Genomic DNA, 17,301 nt, shown 5'->3' on the forward strand with positions numbered 1-17,301 from the left:
ACCCTTCCGGGTGGCTTTTCTTTTTTCCGGACAAAACAATGCAAGACAACCGATGCGCAACCGCCGAAGAGGTGGCGCTCCTGCGTGAACGTGTGGCGCGTGTTGAAGGAGGGCATGACCACCTTCGTGATGGTCTGGATACCTTATCCAGACAGTTTTCCGATTTGCGGCGGGATTTAACGCAGGCTGTTGCGGAAAATGCTGCCCGCACACGGCATGAAATCATGTCCCGTGTGGATGAGATGGGCCGTGATGCACAGAGCCGGGACGCTGAAGTTTCCGACCGTCTGGCACGTATAGAAGGCGGTATCCGGCTGGCAAACTGGGCAACACTCGCCTGCATCGCCCTCGCCACCGGACTGCTTGGCTGGGCGCAGATTGGCGACGCTGTCTGGAAAGTTTTGCTGTCTCTGGCGGGAATGTCCTCATGAACAAGACCGTTGACACCGCTGCGCGCACAGCATGGGGGGAGGCGCGGGGAGAAGGCCCGCATGGAATGCAGGCCGTGCTCAATGTGATTGGGAACCGCGCGGCCCAGCCGGGATGGTGGGGGCATGACATTGCGTCTGTCTGCACGGCTCCGGCGCAGTTTTCCTGCTGGAATAAGCAGGACCCTAATCGGACACTCCTGCTGCATGTGGCGCACACCAATGCTCAGTTCCAGCAGGCTTATGCCCTTGCCAGTCAACTTTGCAGTCAGACACTTTCAGATCTGACAGGCGGCGCCGACCATTATTACGACTGGCGCGGCGTAAAACCCGAATGGGTTCAAAATAAATTTTTCACAAAAACTATAGGCCACCACGCATTCTATCGGATTGGCCTGAAAGGATAAACCGTATGCAACAGACACTTGTAACAAGTGCGAAAGTCAGTAGTCTTGCCGCACTCATCCCCTTGGTGCTGGGGGCGGTGCCAGAGGCATGGGATCATCTTATCTGCACCGTGATTATTGTGTGTGGCGCCGTGAGCACCGTTATTCCAGTGCCCCATGCAGGGTCAGCATGGATGGGGCTTTACAAGGCTCTTTCAGTCGCCGGACTCAATTTTGGCTGGGCCGCAAACCATCTTGCGTCAGCGGGCTCTGTCGCCTCCCTGCCTGACGAGGAGAGTAACGCGCAACATGAGGGGAGGGTGAAGAATGCCCAGTAGTCGTGAAGGCAGTCGTGAAGGTGGGCCGTTATTTTTATAAGGCGCTGTTCTGAATTTCCATATTCTGAACGGAGCGAGTTGGATTTGTGAGTGTACGCGAGCGTTTTTCGTCTCATGAAGCCGAAACGCAAGATAGTCCGATGTTTTTTCCCCCTGCCTTGCTGCTTGTGTCGGCCTTGCGCCAGCAAGATCGGATCGTAAGGATAAAACAGGAGTGATTGGCTATCCGGCAGGTGTTCGGGAACAGTATCGTTTCTAGAGCGTTTTCACTGTAGCAATGGAGGACATTTTTATGGAAAAACTGTCTGAAGACTTTAAAGCCCGCCAAAAGCCGGTGGCGCGTATTCTTGTTGCAGTCAGCGCTGCGATGGCTGGGTTTCTGATCATGATGTTCCGGTTGATCAGAAAACGCTGATTTTTCTGAGTAATTCGTGCTCCATCACAATTGGCCCGGTTCTCTTTGCTCAGGCAAGGGGAGCTGGGCCTCTTTTTTTGATTCTGGGATGTTGCGTTACCGCGTGTCGTTGCACGGTAAAAGGTCTGGCAGTCCTGAATGGCGGTATAATCCCGGCAGGATGTACCCATTATCCACAGGCTTACCCCCGCAGGCATCCTCAGATTCTGGGGATAAGTGTGCAAGGGTTATTATAACGATAGATATGGAGAGGCCGTCAGCCCACGCAAGGCTTGAGTGAGGCATCTGATTAGGTGTGCTGTAGAGGGAGGAAGGTCTACGTTCATCATCCCCTATGCAGAAAGCATGAGGGAAGATGAAGAACAGTAGATACAAAAAAACCGCAGTTTCCTGCGAGTTTTGGTGCCCAGAAGAAGACTCGAACTTCCACGACCTTGCGGCCACAGATACCTGAAACCTGCGCGTCTACCAATTCCGCCATCTGGGCTCAGAGGGCAACCGGGTTGCCCCGGCTGGTGAAGGGGTGTTTAGCTCGGGCCATGTCGTCCGTCAACGGGGAAAATGCGTTTTTCTGTCGTTTTGTTTCTGCATAGTATTCGGAGTGCCTAGACTTTGAAAAATATGCCGGGAAACCGCCAATTTCGTGGTTTGAAGCATGCTGTTTGTGTCTTGCTGCCGGGTCGCTGAGGGTGTGCTGACCTATTTGTGCTCACTCGCTGTTTGGGAAACGGGCGTAGAGTAGGCCTAAAGTATAGGCAGGCCACCCTTGGAAGGCAGGCCAGAGCAGACAGGAGTGGAAAGAGTCCATGAGTGAGCAGAAAGTTGCGACGGTGTTTGGCGGCGGTGGATTTGTTGGCCGCTATGTTGTTCAGCGTTTAGCTGAGGCCGGCTATAGGGTCCGCATCGCCTGCCGCAGGCCTGATAAGGCTGCCGTTCTCCGGGTGCTGGGCGATGTCGGGCAGATTGCTCCGTTTTATGCCTCCGTGCTGGATGATGCCTCCGTGGCCTGCGTGGTTGAGAATGCGTCTGTTGTGGTCAATTTGGCGGCTGTGCTGGGAGACGGGTCCGGGCAGGGGCTGGAGGCCGTGAATGTTGAAGGGGCTGGCCGCGTTGCGCGCTTGTCCGCTCAGGCCGGGGTGCCCACATTTATCCAGATGTCCGCGCTGGGGGCGTCTCCCACAGCCCCGTCAGCGTACGGACGGAGTCGCGCTGCGGGAGAAGGCGCTGTGCGGGCAGCGATTCCGCAAGCCTCCATTGTTCGGCCTTCTGTGATTTTCGGGCCGGAAGACCAGTTCTTTAATATGTTTGCCATGCTGGCGCGGTATCTGCCTGTTTTGCCGGTGTATGGTGCAACGACCCGCCTGCAACCTGTTTACGTGGGCGATGTTGCGCAAGTTGTGGGACGTCTGGCGGATGAGCCCGCTCTTGCGGGGCGCGAATGGGCGCTTGGTGGCCCGGATAGTCTGACCATGAAGCAGATTTATGAGTGGGTCTTGCAGACCACCCAGCGTTCTCGTCCGCTTTTTGTGGTTCCGCCCGTTCTAGCCCGGATGCAGGCGGCAATTTTTGAGCGGTTGCCCGGCCATATCCTGACGCGTGACCAGTTGCTGATGCTTTCTCAGGACAATGTCGTTCCCGCCGGACAGTGTGGCTTTGCGGAACTCGGCATTATGCCGCAGAGCATTGAATCGGTGGTGCCGTTTTATTTGGCTCGTTATCGGGTTGGTGGAGGGCGGTCTGGAATTCGTGTTGAAAAATAAGGGGTTACATCCATAAAGGTCCGATATGTGGTGTATATAAAAAGGGTTTTGGGTGGAGAATCTTTTTCAAAAACAGAAAAAATAAAGAAAGGACAGCAATGCTGTCTTTTCACGACAGCTTGTAAGGCGTTACCTCAATTCCGCTTGTTTAGGGTGCGCTCCGTTTGGCGCGCGCCCTGCCTTCGGGGATCGCCTTAATGACCACACCCATGCTGAAATTTGTCTCTGTCGCTCAAAAGCAGCCTGATAAGCGCACAGCGCAGGCGCGGCGGGCTGATTTCGCGGAGATTTATGAAGACTTCGCGCCTGTTGCGGCTGGTGAGCAGGCTAGCCGGTGTTCTCAGTGCGGTGTGCCGTTTTGCTCTGTGCATTGCCCGCTGGGGAACAATATCCCCGACTGGCTGATGCTCACGGCGGAAGGGCGGCTGGAAGAAGCGTATGAAATTTCTTCCGCAACCAACACCTTCCCTGAAATTTGCGGCCGCATCTGCCCGCAGGACCGCCTGTGCGAAGGCAACTGCGTGATCGAGCCGGGGTTTGAGAGTGTTACCATCGGGGCTGTTGAACGCTATATTACCGACACAGCCTTTGAGAATAACTGGGTCAAACCCACGCGCCCTGTGCGTGAGCGCACGGAAAGCGTTGGGGTGATTGGTGCTGGTCCCGGGGGGCTGGCGGCTGCTGAGCGGCTGCGTGCGTCTGGCTATCAGGTGCATGTGTATGACCGGTATGACCGCGTGGGCGGCCTGCTGGTTTACGGTATCCCCGGTTTCAAGCTGGAAAAAGATATTGTCGCGCGTCGCCATGCGCTGCTGGAAGAAAGCGGTGTGGTGTTTCATTTGGGGCAGGGCGTTGGCAGTGGTGAGGGTGATCTCTCCTTCGCTGACCTGCGGAGCCGCCATCAGGCGGTCCTGATTGCCACCGGCGTTTATAAATCCCGCGAGATTGCCGGCCCCGGTGCCGGACTGGCGGGTATTGAACGCGCTCTGGATTACCTGACTGCTTCCAACCGCCGTTCTCTGGGGGATGTGTTGCCGGATGAGGCCAAGGCGCTGGATGCAAAAGGCAAAAATGTCGTGGTGCTAGGCGGGGGCGATACCGCCATGGACTGCGTGCGCACGGCCATCCGTCAGGGCGCGAAATCCGTCAAATGCCTCTATCGGCGTGACAAAGCCAATATGCCCGGTTCCGCGCGGGAAGTGAAAAACGCGGAAGAGGAAGGTGTGGAGTTTGTCTGGCTGTCTGCCCCGGAAGCCTTTCTGGGTGATGGGCATGTGACAGGCGTGCGCGCCACCCGCATGAAGCTCGGCTTGCCGGATGCCACGGGCCGCCAGTCTGTCGAGCCGCTGGAAGACAGTTCCTTCACGCTGGAGGCGGATCTAGTCATCAAGGCGCTGGGGTTTGACCCGGAACCGCTCCCGCAGCTTTGGGGTCAGCCGGATCTTGCTGTCTCACGTTGGGGCACGCTCAAGGTCGGGCATGACAGCTTTATGACCAGCCTGCCCGGCGTGTTTGCCGCGGGGGATATTGTGCGCGGGGCCAGTCTGGTGGTGTGGGCTATTCGCGATGGTCGGGATGCGGCGGAACGCATTCATCAATGGGTTGAAACACAGGCAACGGCGCAGACCGTGGCGGAGCAGGGATAATGGGTATGCAGAAGCATCCTGACACCACGCAAGGTGAAAGCGCCAAAGAGTTTTTTGAAGCGTGGGAAAGCAATGTTGCCGCTCTGGATGGGCTGTATGACCCGGCGGACGAGCGGGATTCCTGTGGCGTTGGTTTTGTTGCCGCTCTGGATGGCAAGCGCCGCCGGGATGTGGTGGAAGCCGGGATCGCGGCGCTAAAGGCCATCTGGCACCGTGGCGCTGTGGATGCGGACGGCAAAACCGGGGATGGCGCGGGTATCCACGTGGAAATTCCGCAGAAGTTCTTTGCGGACGCCATTACCAGCACGGGTGACCAGCCGGTAGAGGGTTCGATTATTGCTGTCGGGCAGGTGTTCCTACCCAAGACGGATCTGGTAGCGCAGGAACTGTGTCGCCAGATTATCGAGACGGAAATTCTGGCCTTCGGTTACGGCATTTACGGTTGGCGTCAGGTGCCGATTGATACGGCCTGCATTGGTGAAAAAGCCAATGCAACACGGCCGGAAATCGAACAGATCATGATCCGTAATCTGCCCGGAACGGCGGAAGATGCGTTTGAGCGGGATCTGTACGTCATCCGTCGCCGGATTGAAAAAGCAGCGATTGCAGCACAGGTAGATCTGTATATCTGCTCTCTGTCCTGCCGCTCCATTATCTATAAAGGCATGTTTCTGGCCGAGCATCTGACGGAGTTCTATCCAGACCTTCTGGATGAACGTTTTGTTAGTCGCTTCGTCATTTATCATCAGCGTTATTCGACCAACACCTTCCCGACATGGAAGCTAGCGCAGCCGTTCCGGCGTCTGGCGCATAATGGTGAAATCAACACCATTTCCGGCAATATCAACTGGATGAAAAGCCATGAAACACGGCTGTCTCATCCTGATCTCGACCCGTGGATGAAGGACATCAAGCCGCTGGTGCAGGCGGGTGGGTCCGATACCGCAACGCTGGATAACGTGTTTGAACTGCTGACCTTTGCCGGGCGTGATGCGCCCGCGGCCAAGGCGCTGATGATTCCCGCCAGCGTGGGCGGAAATTCTCTGATGAAGCAGTCTCATCGCGATATGTTTGCTTATTGCAATGCCGTCATGGAACCGTGGGACGGCCCGGCGGCTCTGTGCGCCACGGATGGTCGCTGGGTGATTGCCGGTCTGGACCGTTCCGGCCTGCGCCCGCTGCGTTATACGGTGACAGAGGACAAACTGCTGATTGTCGGGTCTGAAACCGGCATGGTCCGTGTGCCTGAAAACAATGTTGCCAAACGCGGGCGGCTTGGGCCGGGCGAGGTGATTGGCGTCGATCTTCAGGAAGCGCGCCTATATGGCAATGAAGAATTGCTGGATCTGCTGGCCTCCCGTCAGGACTTTTCCTCATGGGTCGGCGGGATCCAGAAAATTGGCTGCATTGTGCGTTCTGATGTGACGGAGCCGGTCTTCTATCAGGGTGAGGAGTTGCGTCGCCGTCAGTTGGCGGTGGGGACCACGCTGGAAGAACTGGAAGCCATTCTGCACCCGATGGTGGAAAGCGGAAGCGAAGCCATTGGCTCCATGGGGGATGATACGCCGCTGGCGGTGCTCTCTACGCGGTTCCGCGGGCTTTCACATTATTTCCGGCAGGGGTTCAGTCAGGTTACCAACCCGCCGATTGATTCTCTACGTGAATCTCGCGTGATGAGTCTTGTCACTCGTCTGGGAAATCTAGGGAATATTCTGGATCAATCCGCAGAACAGTGCGAAATGCTGCAACTGCCCAGCCCGGTTCTGACTTCGGGTGAATATGAGGCGCTGCGGTCTTTCTGCGGAACATCAGGCTGCCTGATTGACTGCTCCTTCCCCGCCAAGGAAGGCGAGGCTGGCCTGCGTGAAGCCATTGCCCGTATTCGGCGTGAGGCCGAGGAAAGCGTGCGCGGTGGTTGCACCCATGTGTTCCTGACGGATGAAAACCAGTCCCCGGACCGGGCCTATATCCCGATGATTCTGGCGACGGCGGCTGTCCATACGCATCTTGTCCGTAATTCTTTGCGCACTTTCACGTCTCTGAACGTGCGGGCTTCCACCACGTTGGATGTCCATTCTATTGCGGTGACCATCGGGGTCGGGGCGACCACGGTTAACCCGTATCTGGCGCAGGAAAATATTGCGGACCGGCATCGTCGTGGGCTGTTCGGCAAGCTCACTCTGCGTGAGTGCATGGAGCGGTATCGCAAAGCCGTGGACAAAGGTCTGCTCAAGATCATGTCCAAAATGGGCATCTCAATCGTGGCGTCTTACCGTGGCGGCTGTAATTTTGAAGCTGTCGGGTTGTCCCGTGCGCTGACGGCGGAATTCTTCCCCGGCATGCCGTCCCGTATCTCCGGGATCGGCCTGCCCGGTATTGCCCGTAATGTGCTGACTTTCCATCAGGAAGCATGGGACTCCGCGTCTCTTGCTTTACCCGTCGGCGGTTTTTACAAACTGCGGCGCAAGGGTGAGCAGCATGCTTTTGATGGGTCGCTGATCCACATGCTTCAGACCGCCGTGGCGACTGACAGCTTTACCATCTACAAGCGGTATGCGGACGCCGTGCGGGCTCAGCCGCCGGTGGCGCTGCGTGATCTGCTGGACTTTAAGGAAGGGCGGACGCCCATTCCTGTGGAGGAAGTGGAAAGCATTACGCAGTTGCGTAAACGGCTGATATCGCCAGCAATTTCTCTGGGTGCGCTAAGCCCGGAAGCGCATGAGACATTGTCCATCGCCATGAACCGGATTGGCGCAAAATCTGATTCTGGTGAGGGCGGGGAAGACCCGGAACGCGCGAAGCCGCGTCCGAATGGCGATAATGCGTCCTCCGCCATCAAGCAGGTGGCCTCGGGCCGCTTTGGCGTCACGGCGCAGTATCTGAACGACTGCCGCGAGCTGGAAATCAAGGTGGCGCAGGGCGCTAAACCGGGTGAAGGCGGGCAGTTGCCGGGCTTTAAAGTTACGGAACTGATTGCAAAACTGCGTCATGCCACGCCGGGGGTGACTCTCATTTCTCCTCCGCCGCATCACGATATTTACTCGATTGAGGATCTGGCCCAGCTTATTTATGATCTCAAGCAGATCAACCCCGAGGCAACAGTCACCGTCAAGCTGGTCGCACGCTCCGGCATTGGTACCATTGCGGCGGGTGTGGCGAAGGCAAAAGCCGATGCCATTCTGATTTCCGGCCATTCCGGCGGCACAGGGGCCAGCCCGCTGACCTCCGTGAAATATGCGGGCCTGCCGTGGGAATTGGGGCTTGCGGAGGCGCATCAGGTGCTGATGCTCAACCGCCTGCGTCACCGCGTGAAGCTGCGCACGGACGGCGGCATCAAGACCGGGCGTGACGTGGTGATTGCCGCCATGCTGGGTGCCGAGGAGTTCGGTATTGGCACAGCAAGCCTTGTGGCCATGGGCTGTATCATGGTGCGCCAGTGCCATTCCAACACCTGTCCGGTGGGTGTGTGCTCGCAGGATGAGGCCATGCGCAAAAAGTTTGAAGGCACGCCGGAGAAGGTTATCAACCTCTTCTCCTTCATTGCCGAAGATGTACGCAATATTCTGGCGTCTTTGGGGTTCCGCACTCTGAACGAAGTCATTGGCCGGACGGACCTGCTGCGTCAGGTTTCCCGTGGTGCGGATTATCTGGATGATCTGGACCTGAACTCTCTGCTTTCACAGGCAGACCCCGGCCCGTATGCACGCTATTGCACACTGGAAGGCCGGAACGAGGTGCCGGACACGCTGGATGCGCAGATGATAAGCGATGCAAAGCCACTGTTCGACCACGGTGAGAAAATGCAACTGCATTACAATGTGCAGAACACGCAGCGCGCCATTGGCACCCGCATCTCCTCTCTCATTGTGCGGAAGTTTGGCATGACCACGCTGGCGCCGGGTCATCTAACCGCCCGCCTGCGTGGGTCCGCCGGGCAGTCTCTGGGCGCGTTTGCCGTGCAGGGACTGAAGTTGGAAGTGCTGGGGGATGCCAACGATTATGTTGGCAAAGGTCTTTCCGGCGCGACCATTACCGTGCGGCCTTTTCCGTCTTCCCGCCTTGTCAGCAACCAGAACGCCATTATCGGCAATACGGTGCTGTATGGCGCGACGGCGGGTGAACTCTATGCGGCTGGGCAGGCGGGTGAACGCTTTGCAGTCCGTAACTCCGGCGCGGTTGCGGTGGTGGAAGGCTGCGGCTCCAACGCCTGCGAGTATATGACAGGCGGGACTGTGGTGGTTCTGGGTGAAATTGGTGACAATTTCGGTGCGGGCTTTACCGGCGGTATGGCGTTTGTTCTGGACAGCGCCAATACCTTTGAAAAGCGCGTGAACCCAGAGTCTCTCTTCTGGACGCGGGTGACGGATGAGCGTTGGGAGCAGGAACTGCGGCGTCTGGTGGAGCGGCATGTGGAAGAAACCGGCTCTCTTTATGCAACAAACCTGCTGCATAAGTGGGAGGATACCCTGCCGCACTTCTGGCAGATTGTGCCGAAAGACTATGCGCGCATCATCGGTTTTGCTTTGCCGGAAGAAGAACTGGCCAAGTCTGCCTGATCTGGACCGTGCCTGAAAAAATATAAGCTCCCGAAAGGCCGCTTCTGTTTTACCTGTGTGTAAAATGGAGCGGCCTTTTTGGTGATGTGCTTTTTATTGATGTGTTGGTGGTGCAAAGGGAGAGTGACGGGGCAGGGTTAGATTTCACCAACCCAGTCATACTCATGCCAGTCACACTCATACCACTCACATCGATGCCAATCACAGCAATGCTCTCTCAGCGCGCACGTCTGCCCTTTACGGAAAGACCTCCAAGCCTGCGTGACCTGCGCCTTATGTGAAGCCCGATTGCGTTCACATGTACTCGCCTCAAGGTAAATTGCGCGGTAGGATGGGCTTTATGGAACATACAGCGCATTCTCACCGTTCGTCTCAGCTTCCGGCCTTTGCGGCGGAAGCCGGGATTGTGGCCGCAACCAGTGCCGCGCCGGGGCAGGGGGCTTCCACCCTACCGCGCTGGGACCTTTCGGCCCTTTATGCCAGCATGGAAGACCCGGCCATCAAGCAGGATCTGGCGCAGGCCGAGCAGCAGGCGAAGGATTTTGCCGCCCGGTATCAGGGCAAGCTTGCGGCGCTGAATGGGGCGGAACTGGCCGAGGCTATCCGGACCTGTGAAGCGATTGAGGAAGTGCTGGGCAAAGCCGGGTCCTATGCTTCGCTGCTGTTTGCCGCCAATTCGTCCGATCCGGCCATCAGCCGTTTCAGCCAGTCCATTAGCGAAAAACTGACGGATATTTCCACGCATCTGCTGTTCTTTACGCTGGAACTCAACCGTCTGGATGAGGCCGTTCTGGCGCAGAATATGCAGGACCCGGCTCTGGCGCACTGGAAGCCGTTTCTGGATGATACCCGTCTGTTCCGCCCGCATCAGCTTTCTGATGAGGTGGAGAAGGTTCTGCTGGAAAAATCCGTTACGGGTGCCCAGTCATGGTGCCGTCTGTTTGATGAGACGATTGCCGCCCTGCGCGTGACGCTGGACGGCACGGACATGCCGGTGGGAGATGCGTTGAACCGTCTTTCCGATTCGGACAGGTCCGTGCGTGAGAAGGCCGGGAAGGCTGTGGGGAAGGTGTTTGGGGACAATGTGCGGCTGTTCGCCCTCATTACCAACACGCTGGCCAAGGATAAATCCATCTCCGACGGGCTGCGGCACTATGCCCGCCCTACATCCTCCCGCAACCTGTCCAACATGGTGGAAGATGAGGTGGTGGACGCGCTGGTCTCTGCCGTGCGGGAAGACTATCCCCGCCTCGCGCACCGCTATTATGCCCTGAAAGCCAAATGGATGGGGCTGGACAAGCTGGAGCATTGGGACCGCAACGCCCCGCTGCCCGGTTGCGAGGACCGCAAAATCCCTTGGGATGAAGCCAAGCAAATTGTCCAGAAAGCCTATGACGGGTTTGACCCGCGCATGGGTAAGGTGATCAACACCTTCTTGACGCATCCGTGGATTGATGTGCCGCCCGCACCCGGCAAGTCTCCGGGCGCATTTGCGCACCCCACCGTGCCGTCTGCGCATCCGTTTATTCTGCTGAACTATCATGGCCGCACGCGGGATGTGATGACGCTGGCGCATGAGTTGGGCCATGGTGTGCATCAGGTTCTGGCGGCAAAGCAGGGGTATTTTCAGTCCAACACACCGCTCACTCTGGCAGAAACAGCCAGCGTGTTTGGGGAAATGCTGACCTTCCAGTCCCTGTTGGATGCGGAAACGGACCCGGCCCGCAAACGCACCCTGCTGGCAGGCAAGGTGGAAGATATGCTCAACACCGTGGTGCGCCAGATTGCGTTCTACGAGTTTGAAACCCGTGTGCATGATGAGCGGAAATCCGGTGAACTTCTGCCGGAACGGCTTGGAGAAATCTGGCGGCAGGTGCAGACGGAAAGCCTCGGGCCGATCTTTAACTTCACGCCTGAGTATGATGTGTTCTGGGCGTATATCCCGCACTTCATCCACTCCCCGTTCTATGTTTATGCCTACGCCTTTGGGGATTGTCTGGTGAACGCGCTGTATGGGGTGTTTAGTGAAGGCGCGCCCGGTTTTCAGGACAAATACATTGCCATGCTGGAAGCTGGTGGTACCAAACGCCACAAGGAACTGCTGGCTCCCTTCGGGCTGGATGCGTCCGACCCCGGTTTCTGGCGCAAGGGGCTGGATGTGATTTCCGGCTTTATTGACCAGTTGGAGCAGGCGTAACATGGCGGAACGCGATTTAGACAATAGCGGCGTTTTTGGTGAACTCCGCCGTATGGTGCAGACAACCGGCACCGTGGGTGGCATTGCCGCCCGCCTTGCCGGGCACAAAATGGGTATCCGCTCAGGCGGGGCATCTCATGCGGAAGATCTGAAATCCATTCTTGGCGGCCTGAAAGGGCCGTTGATGAAAGCCGCCCAGCTTCTTTCCACCATTCCCGGCGCGCTGCCGGACGAATATGCGGAAGAACTGGCCCAGTTGCAGGCCAATGCGCCGCCGATGGGCTGGAACTTTGTGCGTCGGCGCATGACGGCGGAACTGGGGGCGGGCTGGGAGACGCATTTTCGCTCCTTCGGGAGGGAGGCTTCAGCCGCCGCTAGCCTCGGGCAGGTGCATAAAGCTGTGCTGACCGATGGTCGGCAGGTGGCCTGCAAGCTGCAATATCCAGACATGAATGCGGCGGTGGAAGCCGACCTGCGCCAGTTCCGTATGGCGATCGGGGTTTATCATCGGCTGGATAACGCCATCCGGCAGGATGACGTGGTGGAGGAATTGACCGAGCGCCTGCGTGAGGAACTGGATTATCTGCGTGAGGCCGCCAACATGCGGCTCTATCGCAGCGTTTTGGTAGATTGCCCGGAAGTGACGGTTCCTGCACCGGTCGATGAACTCTGCACGCGCCGCCTGCTGACCATGGACTGGGTCAATGGGCGCGGGCTGAACGCTGTCATTCAGGCTGGCCTGACGGAAGAGCAGAAGCAGAAGATTGCCCGTACGCTGTTCCGGGCTTGGTATGTGCCGCTCTATCAGTACGGCGTGGTGCATGGGGACCCGCATATGGGCAACTTCACCGTGCGGGATGATTACGGCCTGAATCTGCTGGACTTCGGGGCGATCCGTATTTTTGACCCGTCCTTCATCAAGGGCAATATCGACCTCTATCGCGCCTTGCAGACCAAAGATAAGGACTTGGCGACGCAGGCTTATGCGGCATGGGGCTTTAAAGACCTGACGCCGGAAAAGGTCGATGTGCTGAATGAGTGGGCCGGGTTCCTGTATGAGCCGCTGATGGATAACCGCGTGCGGTATATTCAGGAAGGCAACAACCCCAATCAGGGCCGAGAAATTCTCTCTCGCGTGCATGAAGGCCTGCAACGCACGGGCGGTGTGCGCCTGCCGCGTGAATTTGTGCTGGTGGACCGTTCCGCCGTAGGGCTGGGGTCTGTCTTCATGCGTCTGAAAGTAAAGATGAACTGGTACGAACTCTTCCACGAGATCGTGCGGGACTTTGATGAAGCCGCTCTGGCTGCCCGCCAAAAAGCTGCCGTGGAGGCAGCGCGTTTTCCGGTGTCTGCCAGTTAATCTGCCAGAGTTGGGGTGGCCTCATATACGACCGACGGGATCGGCTGGCTCATTGGGGAGGCTCACCACAGCAAGGTACGACAGCCTGATCTGTGTCGTGGTGTGAGGGCGTGGGCTTTGTACGGTCCGTTGCCTGTCCCGCCAGCTTTTTTGAAAGAGAAGCCGGGCGGCGGAGCCCGCCACCGTCTGCGCTCTGGCTGGAGGCAGACGGCTAATCGCTCAGGCGCTCAGTACGCCTGATAGTCCACTTTCTTCAGATGCTTTTCGTTATAATCGAGCTGTTCTTTGGTGAGTTGGAAGCCCACTTCAAACCGATAATCCGACTCCGTGTTTTTGGGCGGAATGGGTAGATCGACCGTTACAACCTTGCTGTCGCTGGTTGTGCTGGAAAGGTTGGCCGGGAACTGGAAGGTGTGTTTGAACACATGCTTGTTCACAATCCGGTCCCCATGCAGCACGGCAATAAACCATGGCAGGGTGACAGTGTTGCCGGCTGCGGCCGGGCCGTGGCTGACCACAAAACGCAGCACGATTCGGGTTTTCAGGTCTTTCGGCCCTGCGCCCAGACAGTCCCCCTGCAATTTCAGGATGCTTGCCTTTGTAATCAGGTGCGGGAAGGTCGCCGTCTTGCCGTCATACAGATAGTAATCCGCGGCTTCCGGCGGGATATGCGTCAGCGGGCAGGAGGGGGCGAAGGATATGGACGCACTTTCCTCATCCCCGCAGCCGCCAAGGGTCGTCAGCAGGCCAAGAGCCGCGAGACCTGACACCGCAAAACGGGGCAGCAAACGGCAGGGACGAGAAAGGTCTGGGAGCATGTGCAAATCCGGAATTATCGGTTAGAGGGGGTGAACTGATAAAAAACGAGCAAAAGAGAGACATCAAGCAGGGTTGTGCTGGCCACAATGCCGGAAAACGGGTTGCATCGCCACCTCGCTTTGCGTAGGCCATGACCATGGTGACCGTAACCTTCATCTGGTTTCGGGCATAGCCTACCTTACTTATGCTTTTAAGAGCTGTTTTTTCTATACCGTCCGCCGCAAGTTTGGGGAACACCATGCCCGATCAAACGCCATCCCTTGCCACACAGGAGCCTGCGCAGGCTTCCCATGGCAGGTCTCTCAAGGTTCTTCTCGCTGGTCCGCGTGGGTTTTGCGCCGGGGTAGACCGCGCAATCCGCGTTGTGGAAGAAGCTATCCGCCGTTACGGCGCACCTGTTTATGTGCGTCATGAAATTGTCCACAACCGGACGGTCGTGGAAGCTCTGGAAGCACAGGGCGCCATTTTTGTTGAGGAACTGGATGAAGTTCCCGCTGATGGTCATGTTGTGTTTTCAGCCCATGGTGTGCCCAAAACGGTCCCGGCTGAGGCAGAGCGCCGCAACCTGCTCTATCTGGATGCAACCTGCCCGCTGGTGTCCAAAGTGCACCGTGAGGCTGAGCGGCATTATGCCGGGGGTGGCCCGGAAAGCCGCCATATCCTGATGATCGGCCATGCCGGACACCCGGAAGTGGTGGGCACCATGGGGCAGTTGCCGCCCGGTGCGGTCACGCTGATTAACGATGCGGAAGAAGCCCGCACCGTGCAGCCTGCTGACCCCGCGCGTCTGGCCTTTATCACGCAGACCACGCTCTCCGTTGATGATACGGCGGAGATTGTGGACATCCTGCGTGAACGCTTCCCGCTGATTGAAGGCCCGAAGCGCGAGGATATCTGCTACGCCACCACCAACCGTCAGGAAGCAGTCAAGGCCATTGCGCCGGAATGTGATCTGGTGATTGTTATCGGCTCCCCCAATTCCTCCAACTCCCAGCGCCTGCGGGAAGTGGCTGAACGCTCCGGTGCGCCGCGCGCCCTGCTGGTGCAGCGTCTGGATGCGCTGGACTGGTCCGTGCTGGAAGGCGTGAACACGCTGGGCATTACGGCTGGTGCCTCTGCCCCGGAAGCACTGGTGCAGGAAATGGTGGCCGAAATGGCCAAGCGGTACACACTGTGCATTGATGAACGCACGGTGAAGGAAGAAAACGTGATCTTCCGTCTACCTGCGCCTCTGGGCTGAGGGTAGCGCACGGGTATGGCTGTTTATACAGATGTGAGTGATGAAGCCCTTGAGGCGTTCCTGAACGACTACGCCATTGGCAATCTGGTGGCGTTTCGGGGCATTGCCGAAGGCGTGGAGAATAGCAATTTCCAGCTACGCACCACGCAGGGGGATTTTATTCTCACGCTGTATGAAAAGCGGGTGAATGCACAGGAGCTTCCGTGGTTTCTCGGGCTTATGCAGCATTTGGCCGGGCAGGGTGTTTCCTGCCCGCAGCCTGTTGCCAGCAAAGCCGGACAGACGCTTGGCTCTCTGGCGGGCAGACCAGCCGCCATTACCACGTTTCTGCCCGGTGTCTGGCCGCGTAAAATCCGGCAGGAGCATTGCCGTCCGCTCGGGCAGGCGCTGGCCCGGCTGCATGAGGCCGGGCGCAGCTATACGCCGGTGCGCCGGAATGCTCTGGGGCCGGAAGCATGGCAACCACTGCTGGCCTCCTGTCGCGCCGGAGCGGACGCTGTGCATCCGGGCCTGCTGGCGGAACTGGATGAAGCCTTTACGCATATCCTGCCTAACTGGCCGGGGCAGGGTGGTCATCCGGTTCTCCCACACGGGCAGATTCATGCGGACTTGTTCCCGGACAATGTTTTTTTTCTACAGAAGACCGTTTCTGGCCTGATTGATTTCTATTTCGCCTGCACGGATTTTCTGGCCTACGACATCGCTATCTGCCTCAACGCGTGGTGTTTTGAAGGCGATGGGTCATTTAACGTCACCTTTGGCCGCCAGTTGGTGCAAGGTTATGAGTCCGTGCGTCCGCTTAGCGCGGAAGAACGGCAGGCGCTGCCAGTTCTGGCGCGCGGTGCGTCCATGCGCTTTCTGCTGACACGGCTGTATGACTGGATCAACACGCCGCCGGACGCGCTGGTTACCCCCAAAGACCCGCTGGATTACCTCAAGCGCCTGCGCTTCCATCTGGCAACGGAGACAGTTGATGGCTACGGATTCTGAAGCCTCCGCCATGTCGGAACCGCAGGTGGACCCTCAGCAAACAGCCGGGCAGGAGCCTGAGGTTCAGGTTGTGGAAATCTGGACAGATGGTGGTTGCCGCCCCAACCCCGGCCCCGGTGGCTGGGGTGTGCTGCTGCGCTTTAAAGGCGTGGAACGCGAACTCTCCGGCGGGGAGGAGGCAACAACCAACAACCGTATGGAACTGACGGCTGCGGCGGAAGCGCTGGAAGCCCTCAAACGCCCCTGCACGGTGCGGCTACATACGGATAGTGAGTATGTGCGCAACGGCATTACCCGCTGGCATACAGGCTGGGTGCGGCGCAACTGGCGCAATGCATCGGGTGATCCGGTCGCTAATATGGATTTATGGCGCCGCCTGCTGGATGCGGCCAAACAGCATGATGTGTCATGGCTCTGGGTGAAGGGCCACTCTGGTGTGCCGGAAAATGAACGGGTGGATGAACTCGCGACCGAGGCTCGAAAAACTGTTGAAGAGGCTATGAAAAATCCCGGCTGATAGGGGCTGATTGCCTGAGGGAGCGACGGGGAGTGGATGATGTCTGATTTATCCTCACGGCAATATGTGATTGTTCATGGCTATCGGGCGACCCCGGAGGCGCACTGGTTCCCTTGGCTGAAAGCGCAACTGGAGCAGACGGGTGCCAAGGTGCATGTGCCCGCTTTGCCATCCTCTCAGGCACCGGACCCGCAAATCTGGGCTGAAACCCTGAACACCGTCCTGCCGCATCTGACACCGCAAACAGTGCTGATTGGCCATAGCCTCGGCTGCATCACGCTGCTGCGGCACCTCCTGTCGCGGCCCGTGGGCGAGACTCTTGGCGGATATGTTCTGATCTCAGGGTTTGACCAGCCTCTTGAGGCCTTACCGCACCTGAACGGATTTACAGACTGCCCTCTGGACTATGATGCTCTCCGACGCCTGAGTGCGTTCCGGGCCTCAGTCTTTTCCGATAATGACCTCGTTGTCGCCCCGCAGTGTTCTCGCTCTCTGGCGGCTTCCTTGCAGACCACAACACTGGAAGTCCCCGGAGGCGGCCATTTTCTGGGGCGGGAGGGGTTTGAGCAGTTTCCCGCTCTCCTAGACCTTCTGCAACAGGTCTGACCGTCACCATGTCTGAGAGTGCTCTTACTCAAATCGGCTTTGT

General features: G+C 57.9%; 14 protein-coding genes and 1 tRNA gene. 13 read left to right on the forward strand and 2 right to left on the reverse strand.

From position 1 onward, the window contains the following. Window positions 1-38: 38 nt before the first annotated feature. From AD949_RS10770 to AD949_RS14650, 4 genes are all read left to right on the forward strand, one after another. Complete coding sequence (locus AD949_RS10770; RefSeq protein WP_048835427.1) at window positions 39-431, forward strand: hypothetical protein; 393 nt, start codon at window positions 39-41, stop codon at window positions 429-431. Continuing rightward, on the forward strand, window positions 428-835 hold the full coding sequence (locus AD949_RS10775) for a cell wall hydrolase (RefSeq protein WP_048835426.1): 408 nt from the start codon (window positions 428-430) through the stop codon (window positions 833-835). The genes AD949_RS10770 and AD949_RS10775 overlap by 4 nt, the downstream gene beginning before the upstream one ends. A gap of 5 nt (window positions 836-840) precedes the next feature. Then, window positions 841-1,152, forward strand: a complete 312-nt coding sequence (locus AD949_RS10780) for a hypothetical protein (RefSeq protein ID WP_048835425.1) — start codon at window positions 841-843, stop codon at window positions 1,150-1,152. Window positions 1,153-1,444: 292 nt separating this feature from the next. Then, window positions 1,445-1,567: a hypothetical protein gene (locus AD949_RS14650; protein ID WP_257007528.1), complete on the forward strand. Its 123-nt coding sequence runs from the start codon at window positions 1,445-1,447 to the stop codon at window positions 1,565-1,567. A gap of 400 nt (window positions 1,568-1,967) precedes the next feature. Here AD949_RS14650 and AD949_RS10785 read toward each other — a convergent pair. Next, a tRNA-Leu gene (locus tag AD949_RS10785) sits at window positions 1,968-2,054 on the reverse strand. A 319-nt stretch (window positions 2,055-2,373) separates the two neighbouring features. Between AD949_RS10785 and AD949_RS10790 the strand changes: the two genes are divergently transcribed. From AD949_RS10790 to AD949_RS10810, 5 genes are all read left to right on the forward strand, one after another. After that, window positions 2,374-3,327 carry a complex I NDUFA9 subunit family protein gene (locus AD949_RS10790; RefSeq protein ID WP_048835424.1) on the forward strand — a complete coding sequence of 318 codons (954 nt, stop codon included), beginning with the start codon at window positions 2,374-2,376 and terminating at the stop codon, window positions 3,325-3,327. Window positions 3,328-3,524: 197 nt separating this feature from the next. Beyond that, window positions 3,525-4,973 carry an NAD(P)-dependent oxidoreductase gene (locus tag AD949_RS10795; RefSeq protein ID WP_048835423.1) on the forward strand — a complete coding sequence of 483 codons (1,449 nt, stop codon included), beginning with the start codon at window positions 3,525-3,527 and terminating at the stop codon, window positions 4,971-4,973. After that, entirely contained in the window at window positions 4,973-9,529 is a 4,557-nt protein-coding gene (gene gltB / locus AD949_RS10800) for a glutamate synthase large subunit (RefSeq protein WP_048835422.1), read from the forward strand. The genes AD949_RS10795 and gltB overlap by 1 nt, the downstream gene beginning before the upstream one ends. A gap of 331 nt (window positions 9,530-9,860) precedes the next feature. Beyond that, entirely contained in the window at window positions 9,861-11,726 is a 1,866-nt protein-coding gene (locus tag AD949_RS10805; protein WP_082064640.1) for a M3 family oligoendopeptidase, read from the forward strand. Between the two features lies 1 nt (window position 11,727). After that, complete coding sequence (locus AD949_RS10810) at window positions 11,728-13,086, forward strand: ABC1 kinase family protein (protein ID WP_048835421.1); 1,359 nt, start codon at window positions 11,728-11,730, stop codon at window positions 13,084-13,086. Between the two features lie 227 nt (window positions 13,087-13,313). Here the strand turns inward: AD949_RS10810 and AD949_RS10815 are convergent, their stop codons facing one another. Next, entirely contained in the window at window positions 13,314-13,904 is a 591-nt protein-coding gene (locus tag AD949_RS10815; RefSeq protein WP_048835420.1) for a hypothetical protein, read from the reverse strand. A gap of 239 nt (window positions 13,905-14,143) precedes the next feature. Between AD949_RS10815 and ispH the strand changes: the two genes are divergently transcribed. Genes ispH through AD949_RS10835 form a run of 4 tightly spaced genes read left to right on the forward strand, consistent with a single transcriptional unit; the run spans window position 14,144 to window position 17,258 of the window. After that, window positions 14,144-15,145 (forward strand): 4-hydroxy-3-methylbut-2-enyl diphosphate reductase, encoded by a 1,002-nt coding sequence (gene ispH, locus AD949_RS10820; protein ID WP_048835419.1) that lies wholly within the window; start codon window positions 14,144-14,146, stop codon window positions 15,143-15,145. Window positions 15,146-15,160: 15 nt separating this feature from the next. Continuing rightward, window positions 15,161-16,135, forward strand: a complete 975-nt coding sequence (locus AD949_RS10825; RefSeq protein WP_048835418.1) for a homoserine kinase — start codon at window positions 15,161-15,163, stop codon at window positions 16,133-16,135. Next, window positions 16,119-16,652, forward strand: coding sequence for a ribonuclease HI (rnhA, locus tag AD949_RS10830; RefSeq protein WP_371277358.1), 534 nt, complete (start codon window positions 16,119-16,121; stop codon window positions 16,650-16,652). Before AD949_RS10825 ends, rnhA begins: the two co-directional genes overlap by 17 nt. Window positions 16,653-16,688: 36 nt before the next feature. Next, window positions 16,689-17,258 carry an RBBP9/YdeN family alpha/beta hydrolase gene (locus AD949_RS10835; protein WP_048835417.1) on the forward strand — a complete coding sequence of 190 codons (570 nt, stop codon included), beginning with the start codon at window positions 16,689-16,691 and terminating at the stop codon, window positions 17,256-17,258. The last annotated feature ends 43 nt before the right edge of the window (window positions 17,259-17,301 follow it).

It is taken from the genome of Acetobacter orleanensis (assembly GCF_001581005.1).
Lineage (GTDB): Bacteria > Pseudomonadota > Alphaproteobacteria > Acetobacterales > Acetobacteraceae > Acetobacter > Acetobacter orleanensis.

Coding starts and splice junctions, on each gene's coding strand:
- AD949_RS10805 (WP_082064640.1), top strand. CDS start 9,861: ATGGGCTTTATGGAACATACAGCGCATTCTCACCGTTCGTCTCAGCTT.
- AD949_RS10770 (WP_048835427.1), top strand. CDS start 39: ATGCAAGACAACCGATGCGCAACCGCCGAAGAGGTGGCGCTCCTGCGT.
- AD949_RS10825 (WP_048835418.1), top strand. CDS start 15,161: ATGGCTGTTTATACAGATGTGAGTGATGAAGCCCTTGAGGCGTTCCTG.
- AD949_RS10810 (WP_048835421.1), top strand. CDS start 11,728: ATGGCGGAACGCGATTTAGACAATAGCGGCGTTTTTGGTGAACTCCGC.
- rnhA (WP_371277358.1), top strand. CDS start 16,119: ATGGCTACGGATTCTGAAGCCTCCGCCATGTCGGAACCGCAGGTGGAC.
- AD949_RS10780 (WP_048835425.1), top strand. CDS start 841: ATGCAACAGACACTTGTAACAAGTGCGAAAGTCAGTAGTCTTGCCGCA.
- gltB (WP_048835422.1), top strand. CDS start 4,973: ATGGGTATGCAGAAGCATCCTGACACCACGCAAGGTGAAAGCGCCAAA.
- AD949_RS10835 (WP_048835417.1), top strand. CDS start 16,689: ATGATGTCTGATTTATCCTCACGGCAATATGTGATTGTTCATGGCTAT.
- ispH (WP_048835419.1), top strand. CDS start 14,144: ATGCCCGATCAAACGCCATCCCTTGCCACACAGGAGCCTGCGCAGGCT.
- AD949_RS10795 (WP_048835423.1), top strand. CDS start 3,525: ATGACCACACCCATGCTGAAATTTGTCTCTGTCGCTCAAAAGCAGCCT.
- AD949_RS10775 (WP_048835426.1), top strand. CDS start 428: ATGAACAAGACCGTTGACACCGCTGCGCGCACAGCATGGGGGGAGGCG.
- AD949_RS10790 (WP_048835424.1), top strand. CDS start 2,374: ATGAGTGAGCAGAAAGTTGCGACGGTGTTTGGCGGCGGTGGATTTGTT.
- AD949_RS14650 (WP_257007528.1), top strand. CDS start 1,445: ATGGAAAAACTGTCTGAAGACTTTAAAGCCCGCCAAAAGCCGGTGGCG.
- AD949_RS10815 (WP_048835420.1), bottom strand. CDS start 13,904: ATGCTCCCAGACCTTTCTCGTCCCTGCCGTTTGCTGCCCCGTTTTGCG.